Annotated in this window: 9 protein-coding genes; all 9 read right to left on the bottom strand. The window is 67.4% G+C overall.

The window, feature by feature from the left end; translation table 11 throughout:
* The coding region (locus CRO07_RS17075) for a toprim domain-containing protein (protein ID WP_176504618.1) at positions 1 to 1,159 on the bottom strand (1,159 nt) is incomplete at its 3' end.
* A 9-nt stretch (positions 1,160 to 1,168) separates the two neighbouring features.
* Positions 1,169 to 2,488, bottom strand: a complete 1,320-nt coding sequence (locus tag CRO07_RS17070) for an ATP-dependent DNA helicase (RefSeq protein WP_097031838.1) — start codon at positions 2,486 to 2,488, stop codon at positions 1,169 to 1,171.
* Complete coding sequence (locus CRO07_RS17065) at positions 2,485 to 3,234, bottom strand: ATP-binding cassette domain-containing protein (RefSeq protein ID WP_097031837.1); 750 nt, start codon at positions 3,232 to 3,234, stop codon at positions 2,485 to 2,487. Before CRO07_RS17065 ends, CRO07_RS17070 begins: the two co-directional genes overlap by 4 nt.
* Positions 3,231 to 4,028 carry a hypothetical protein gene (locus CRO07_RS17060; protein ID WP_097031836.1) on the bottom strand — a complete coding sequence of 266 codons (798 nt, stop codon included), beginning with the start codon at positions 4,026 to 4,028 and terminating at the stop codon, positions 3,231 to 3,233. Before CRO07_RS17060 ends, CRO07_RS17065 begins: the two co-directional genes overlap by 4 nt.
* Positions 4,025 to 4,234: a hypothetical protein gene (locus CRO07_RS17055; RefSeq protein WP_097031835.1), complete on the bottom strand. Its 210-nt coding sequence runs from the start codon at positions 4,232 to 4,234 to the stop codon at positions 4,025 to 4,027. Before CRO07_RS17055 ends, CRO07_RS17060 begins: the two co-directional genes overlap by 4 nt.
* 10 nt (positions 4,235 to 4,244) lie before the next feature.
* Positions 4,245 to 4,472, bottom strand: coding sequence for a DUF6511 domain-containing protein (locus CRO07_RS17050; protein ID WP_097031834.1), 228 nt, complete (start codon positions 4,470 to 4,472; stop codon positions 4,245 to 4,247).
* A 140-nt stretch (positions 4,473 to 4,612) separates the two neighbouring features.
* Complete coding sequence (locus CRO07_RS17045; RefSeq protein WP_068767866.1) at positions 4,613 to 4,843, bottom strand: hypothetical protein; 231 nt, start codon at positions 4,841 to 4,843, stop codon at positions 4,613 to 4,615.
* A gap of 82 nt (positions 4,844 to 4,925) precedes the next feature.
* Positions 4,926 to 5,675: a hypothetical protein gene (locus tag CRO07_RS17040; protein WP_097031833.1), complete on the bottom strand. Its 750-nt coding sequence runs from the start codon at positions 5,673 to 5,675 to the stop codon at positions 4,926 to 4,928.
* 19 nt (positions 5,676 to 5,694) lie between these two features.
* A complete protein-coding gene (locus tag CRO07_RS17035) occupies positions 5,695 to 6,552 on the bottom strand; it encodes an ATP-binding protein (RefSeq protein ID WP_097031832.1) in 858 nt (285 codons plus the stop codon).
* Positions 6,553 to 6,636: the final 84 nt, after the last annotated feature.

The raw sequence follows: 6,636 nt of genomic DNA, 5'->3' as shown, positions 1-6,636 counted from the left end.
GCGGATCGAGCCGGGCAAGCGCAAGGCGGCCGAGAAGGCTGGAGAGCGCGGCGAGTTCGGGCGGGTTGGTCAGCGCCTCGGCGGCGGCAATCAGAACGTCCGGATCGCCAGGCGTCGGAACTGCCACTGGCGTCATGGCCTCAATACCGACCGGCTCGTCTGCCGAAATATCCCGGCGATAGTCGGCCGCACGCGCCCCGCGCATCAGATCGTCGTTGAAATCATCACCATGCAGCGGGACCACGATTTCGTTCGGAATGTCGGCCCGGTTCAGCCGATCCGACAGGGTCGCAGCGGCCTGACGACCTGCGTCGCCAGCATCGGCGTAGATCGTGACCCGTGTGGTGCCCGCCGGCCACTGAAACCGCGCGAGACCATCGGCAGAGAGCGCCGCCCAGACGGCGGTGCCGAACAGGGCATGTGCTGCCAATGCCGTCTCGATGCCTTCAGCGATGCCAAGGTGGCCGTCCGCAGGCATCGCGAACAGGCGCACGGCCGCATCCGCTACTGATCCCAGCATCTTCTTCCCGGCCGGGCCCTTGGCGCTGCCGTCGTCGAGCAGGAAGGTCCGGTGAATACCCTGCGCGCGAGTGCCATCCACCAGGCGTGGCAATGCGATCAGCCCCGGCCAACCGCGTCGCGTGTCGAAATCCGGCAGGTCGGGGTGGAACAGCAGATCCGGGCATCCCGGATCAGCAAGGCCGCGGGTGCGGAGGTAGGTTTCGCCGGGGGTGCCAGCGAGCGGCTTTGCGCCATCGACCAGCCGGGCAATCTCGCCGGTATGATCGGGCTTCCCGCGTGGCGCGTTTCGGGGCGCGGGATGATCCATTCCGGCAATCCGCGCCGCCTCGTCGAAGAGCGCGCCATCGCAGAGCCCGGTTGCCTGCGCGATCAGGTCGATGGGCCCTGCGCTTTCGCCGGTGGCATAGTCGAACCCCCAGCCGGCATAGGGCCCGTCGAGATGGATCGTGCAGGACCCTTCCTTGCGCGGCGGGCGGCCGGACAGGTCGGCACAGCGCAAGGAGCGACGGTCGCGCGCAAGCCGCGCCTCCGGAAAGATGCCGGGGAGCCAGTCGCCAGCTGTCGCCGCCAGCCGGTCCTTTACGGCCGCCAGATCGTGGCGTGCTTTCGGCGTGCCGACATCGTTGAGATCGATCATCGCGCCCCCTCAGGCCAGAAGGACGAGCCCGCGCTCAGCGCGGGTGATGGCGGTATAGAGCCAGCGACGGCGGTCGATCTCGCTGCGTCCCAGCCCGTCATCCCAGACGATCACGTTCTCCCACTGCGACCCTTGCGCCTTGTGGGCGGTGATCGCCCAGCCGTAGGTCGCCTCGGTCAGCTTGCGCTTTTCCCGCCAATCGCGGTCATGGCGCTTGGCGTCGTAGGAGACGTGATCCTCGAAATGCCCCTTGTAGATGCGCAGCCGCCCGGGGCGTCCGTCGCTGTCGAAGGGGGATACCCGGCGCCCGTCCTCGTCATGCACCACGGCAGAGAAATAGAGGCTGCCCTCGTCGACGATATCCTCGAGGGTCAGGAACATGCCGTTGATAAGCCCGAGTGAATTGTCGTTCTTGAGGCAGATGATCTTTTCCGCCGCGCCAGTGGGCAAATAGGTCCCGCCCAGCCCGGCCGCCGCACGCATCGCATTGTTGATCTGCAACCGTGTCGCGTTCAGCCCGCAGATCAACTGCCCGCCGCGCAGCGCCTGTTCCGGCGAAATGTCGCCCTTGCGCATCTTGGCGACATGGGTGTCGTAGGTGCCAAAACCGATGGGCTCGCCCATCCGCGCCATGGTGGCGAGACGGATGATCGCGCTCTCAGTCGCCTGACGGTGGATCTCGGTCAGCATCACGTCAGGCGCATCGCGGGTGAAGGCGCCTTCGCCCTTGATGGGCGGCAACTGACCCGGATCGCCCAGAACGAGGATCGGTTTGCCAAAACTCATCAGATCGCGCGCCATTTCCTCTCCCACCATCGACACCTCGTCAAGGACGATCAGCCTTGCATCCGCCGCATCGCTCTGCGGGTTCAGGGCGAAACGGGGATGCTTCATCGCCGAGAGCGCCTGCCGCATGGCCTCGATCGCGGCCTCGGCCGTTGTGCGGTCAAAGCCGGTCAGCCGCCGCGCGGCAGTCTCGGCCTCTCGGACCTTCTGCGCTGCGGCCTCGATTTCCGCTTCCGTGGCCTCGATCACGGAATAGATCAGGCTGTGAATGGTGCGGGCGGGCGTGCCCTTGCGGGTCAGTACCAGCGCCGCCTTGCCGGTGAAGGTGGCGGTGACCACACCCGGCACGCAGGTGCCGTCCTTTGCGCCACGATGGGGCGACAGGCCAAGCTCATCGAGCGCGAACTTCAGCACCGTGCTCTTGCCCGATCCGGCATAGCCAAAGAGCCGGAACACCTGTTGCGTGTCCGTGCGGTTCTCGAACCAGTCGCGGACCTCGGCGATGGCGGCGGCCTGCGCTGCCGATGGGGTGAATTCCGTCATGCCTGTCGCGCCTCCAGCGCATAGTCCTTCACCACCCCGCCGCGCGCGGGATCGCCCACTTCGCATTGGCGCACGAAGATGCGCCGACCGTCCGGCAACTGGCGCCAATGCCCCCGACGCAGGTGCCAGCGCGGGCTGGCATGACTGCCGCCGAGCGGTTCGGATGCGGCGCGAAGCCGGGCCGGATCGATGGCGACCTGATGCCAGGTCCAGCCGCGCACGCCATCCCGCGCGAAGGGTTTGCGCTTGATTGGGGCGATCTGCCGTTCGCCGATGCTTGCAGCGGATGCGAGGATCGCTAGCCCGCGCCAGACGATGGCGGCCGCCGCCTGACCGCTTTGTTCCGCCAGTCCTGCATCGCGGAGCGCCGGATTGGTGGCGAATTCCGCGATGCCGCCATCGGCGATCTGGACATGGGCATGGATATCGGTCCAACGTCTGGGGCTGCGCCACAGGGCAAGCCAGACCGCCTCGATGCCGTCTTCGCGCTGCCGGGCGTAGACGATCTGGCTGCGGATGGTCCGACTGCGGTCGGCCACCTCAAAAATCGTCTCAGGGTGTGGCAACCGTTGCGGACCGGCCGCCAGGCGGCGGGCCAGTGCATCGACGTCGTCGGAATCGAACTGCGCCTGATCGGCGAAGCGCCAGACCGGCGCGAACTCGAACCCTTCGAGCAGGTCCGGCAGCCAGAAGCGCGCGCGATGGGCGCGGACAATCCGCTTGAGATCATAAGCGTCAGGGATCATCGCCGCTCACCCCAGCACTTGGCGGCCCATGCGCAGGGCGCGTGCCACTTGCCACCGGCCATGCCGCCCCGGCAGACGACGGCCGTGGGTTCGGTCGCCGCCCGGGGCAACCATTCGCCCGCCGCCGTGGCCTGCACGACCGTGACCGCGCGATCCGACATCTCCTGCGCCAAGCGGGTATCGAATGGCACCAGTTCCGTGTGCAATTCCATCGTGTCGCGGTTCAGCGCGGTGAAGAGCGCCGGGTTGGGCAGGTCCATATAGGCCTGATAGAGCGCGATCTGGGCGGCGTAGACGGGTCGCGCGATGCTGACGCCACGCTTGATCACATCCTTCCAACTCGACGCGCCGAGCGCCTTGTTCTCCCAGAGCGCGGGAAAATCCATCGCCACGGGGCCCGAGACGAAGCAGCCGTCGATATGGCCCTTGAACCGGCCCGCCATGGCCGCGAAGCCGAACTGGCGGCCATCGGGGCGTTCGGTGCGCAGATCGAACCCGGCAATCCGGAACCAGCCCGCGACAATGTCCTCGGCCCGATGGCCTGCCTCGAAGATCCGCAGGATGCGCGGTTCGAACTCCTGGCCCTCGTCCTTGGGGGCAGCGAGATAGTCGAACTGTATCTGGCGCAGGCAGTCGCGCCCTAGCCCCGAGGAACTGACATAGGTGCGGGGGCGCTCGGCGCGATTGCGCGCCGTCAGGGCGGCATCGATCGCGGACGAGACGGCGGCGGCGATCGGAGGAAGCGGCGCGTCCTGGCCATAGAGGCAACCAGAGCCATGGTTCAGGTCGATCATTGTTCGCGCTCCGAGAACCCGCCAGCCTGCGCGATGCAGGTTAGCTTGTGATGCTGGGCCTCGGTCAGCCGGACGCGCGCGCCGAATGTTTCAAGCTTCTGGCGCAGGCTCTCGCAGAACTCGACCTCGAAGTGGGTAATGGCATTTGCCGTCGCGGCGGCGAGAAGGTCGGTCCAGGGGGCGGCCTCATTGTTCAGATCGATCATGGCGGCCTCCTCAGAACGGAATCGGATCGTCATGGGCCGTGCCGGTGCGCTCCTTGCGCGCGCCTTGCGCCAACATGCTGTCGACATAGCCGGTGACGGCCGCCTCGATCAGCCGGTCGATATCCGCGGCCGTGCGATGGAAGAAAGGCTCCATGAGCCCGAGGTCGGTCAGCGCTTCGGCAAAGAGCGCCCGCGCGTCGCGGATCGCCTGTGCCTCGCGGGCGGTCTTGTCGATCATACCATTCATCCTTTGGGCGATTGCGCTGCCCACGTCCTGACAGCGGAGCGAGCAGAAGCGGTGATAGGGATAGCGGTCGTGCTGGAGCCGGTGGACGTAGCCGAAGCCGCGGGCCTCCCGCGCGCAGACGGCGCAAAGCGCTACCCCAGCAGGAAATTCGCGATCGGATCTTCGGGCGGCCAACCCGCCCGCTGGAGCTTCTCGGTCTGCATCACGATCCAGCGCGAGATCGCGTTGCTGGCCATGGCCTCGAGGTCGCCGAGGGTAAGGCTTGCGATGGGTTGGTGCAGTCTTCCTCGGGCCTCGAGCCATGTTCCGATCTCCAGCGCGGCGGCGCGCGTCACATGCGCCTGCCATTCGTCGGGGGTCATGGGCCGGTCTGCCGGCCCATGACCATCGGGCTCGGCGGCAGGCGACCCTGCGGACCCACCCGACCGCCGCTTCCGCCGCACCTCAGCCATTGAGCCAAGCGGGCATTGCCGGGGTGCCCGGTGCTGCGGGTGCCGGTGTTTGGGGCGTGGCCGGTGCCGCGGGTCCGGTCTGCGTACCCCAGGTCGGAGCGGCCGTCGCAGTGGGCTGCACTGCCGTGCCCCATGCCGGTGTCGGCGCCTGCCAGCCCGACGCCGCGACGCTCGCGGCCTTGCGCGGCGGGGCGTTGACGGGTTCCGGCGGGACGGTTTCACCACGCATGACGGCCGTATGCTGCGGCTCGTCGGGCAGAACGACGTTGGCGATGCGGTTCTGGTCGCGGTATTGCGGGTTCGAGGCGGGCTCCACCATGATGCGGGCGGCAAAGACGATGCCGTCGAGATGCTTGAGGCCGGGCAGCACCCGCTTTGCCTTGGTCGCCGGGGTTTCGTCGCGGGGATCGAGCCCGAGGGCACTGTCGACCATGGCGCGAAACGTGGATTTCGAGATCTTCCAGCCGATGGACTGGCCTTTCTCGTCCAGCTTTCCGCCCGCCACGGTGAAGCTCTGCCAGAACTTGCGCCGGGCATGCGGGCCGTCGACGACGGTGAATTCGCAATCGAGCATCCGCGCATCGCTGGACTGCGAGGCCTTCAGCAGCCCCGCATCCATCGGCGTCGCGCCGTTCACCCCGCCGGGGCGGATGGTCAGGCGGACCTTTGCGAAGGTGCCGTCCGGGATCAGCTCGCCGATGGGGGCCATCTGCGGTTGGGCGTCGTTCAGATCGTAGCTCATGGTCAGTTCCTTTCAGGGATCAGGAGGCGAATTCGGATTGTTGCGGAGCGCGGCCGTCGATCCGGGCGAGCAGCGCGCCGAGATCGGGCGGTTCGGTCAGGTCGAGACGGCCGGAACGGTCCTTGGCGGGAAGGCCCCAGGGGTTGCCGGACTTGCAGACCAGGCGACGGTCCGTGGCGGTCTCGTCCAGAACCCAACCACCCTCGGCATCGCGGGCGAACAACTGCATCGAAACCACCTGGTCCACGATGCCGGGCAATTCCCGCCCCGCCTTGCTGCCTTCCATCTGCGGCTGCCAGGTGACGGCACCGAAATCGTCGGTCACCTTTTCCAGCACGCCCACGAAGATCACGGTCTTGCCGCGAGCATGCTGGAGGTGCTTCAGCGCCTGGATCACCTCACGCCCCAGAAGCCCATAGGCGCCTCGGACATCCGGCTTGCCGGTCCGGTCCGAGAAGGCTTCAGGCTGCTGGCGGGCATAGGCCATCGCCTGCCGGGTCAGATCGGTGATCGAGTCGACGAAGACGATGCGGCGCGCGGCGAGGAAGGCCTCGATGCCGCTGTCGCGGTGCTGGGCCTGCAGCCACGCGTGCCGTTCGGTCCCGTACCAAGACTGCGGATGTTGCGCGGGGTCCGGCCCGCCGATCAGCACCGCCAGATCGCGGAAGTCGGTGAAGCTGCGCACCGGGATCGACGCGCCGCGCCAATCCTGCACCGATTTCATGCCAGCCTCGAGGTCGAGGCAGACGGTTTCCTCGGCAGGGAGGGATTTCAGAAGCGTGGTCTTGCCCACGCCGGGAGGGCCGAAGATGGCGAGCGAGGTCTTGTTCTCGGCGGCCGAGAGGCGTTCGTCGGCGGTGATGATGCGGAAGGCCATGGGGTTCTCCGAAGGATTGAAAGTGCGCGGCGGCGGGGGGGACCGGGTGCCGAAGGGGAACCTGCCCGGCGTTACCGCTCGGGC

Source organism: Cereibacter ovatus (genome assembly GCF_900207575.1).
GTDB lineage: Bacteria > Pseudomonadota > Alphaproteobacteria > Rhodobacterales > Rhodobacteraceae > Cereibacter_A > Cereibacter_A ovatus.
This window is presented reverse-complemented; position numbering and strand designations above follow the sequence as displayed.

Excerpts from the sequence above, each read along its gene's own strand:
- CRO07_RS17070 (WP_097031838.1), bottom strand. The coding sequence starts at position 2,488 with ATGACGGAATTCACCCCATCGGCAGCGCAGGCCGCCGCCATCGCCGAG.
- CRO07_RS17065 (WP_097031837.1), bottom strand. The coding sequence starts at position 3,234 with ATGATCCCTGACGCTTATGATCTCAAGCGGATTGTCCGCGCCCATCGC.
- CRO07_RS17060 (WP_097031836.1), bottom strand. The coding sequence starts at position 4,028 with ATGATCGACCTGAACCATGGCTCTGGTTGCCTCTATGGCCAGGACGCG.
- CRO07_RS17055 (WP_097031835.1), bottom strand. The coding sequence starts at position 4,234 with ATGATCGATCTGAACAATGAGGCCGCCCCCTGGACCGACCTTCTCGCC.
- CRO07_RS17050 (WP_097031834.1), bottom strand. The coding sequence starts at position 4,472 with ATGATCGACAAGACCGCCCGCGAGGCACAGGCGATCCGCGACGCGCGG.
- CRO07_RS17045 (WP_068767866.1), bottom strand. The coding sequence starts at position 4,843 with ATGACCCCCGACGAATGGCAGGCGCATGTGACGCGCGCCGCCGCGCTG.
- CRO07_RS17040 (WP_097031833.1), bottom strand. The coding sequence starts at position 5,675 with ATGAGCTACGATCTGAACGACGCCCAACCGCAGATGGCCCCCATCGGC.
- CRO07_RS17035 (WP_097031832.1), bottom strand. The coding sequence starts at position 6,552 with ATGGCCTTCCGCATCATCACCGCCGACGAACGCCTCTCGGCCGCCGAG.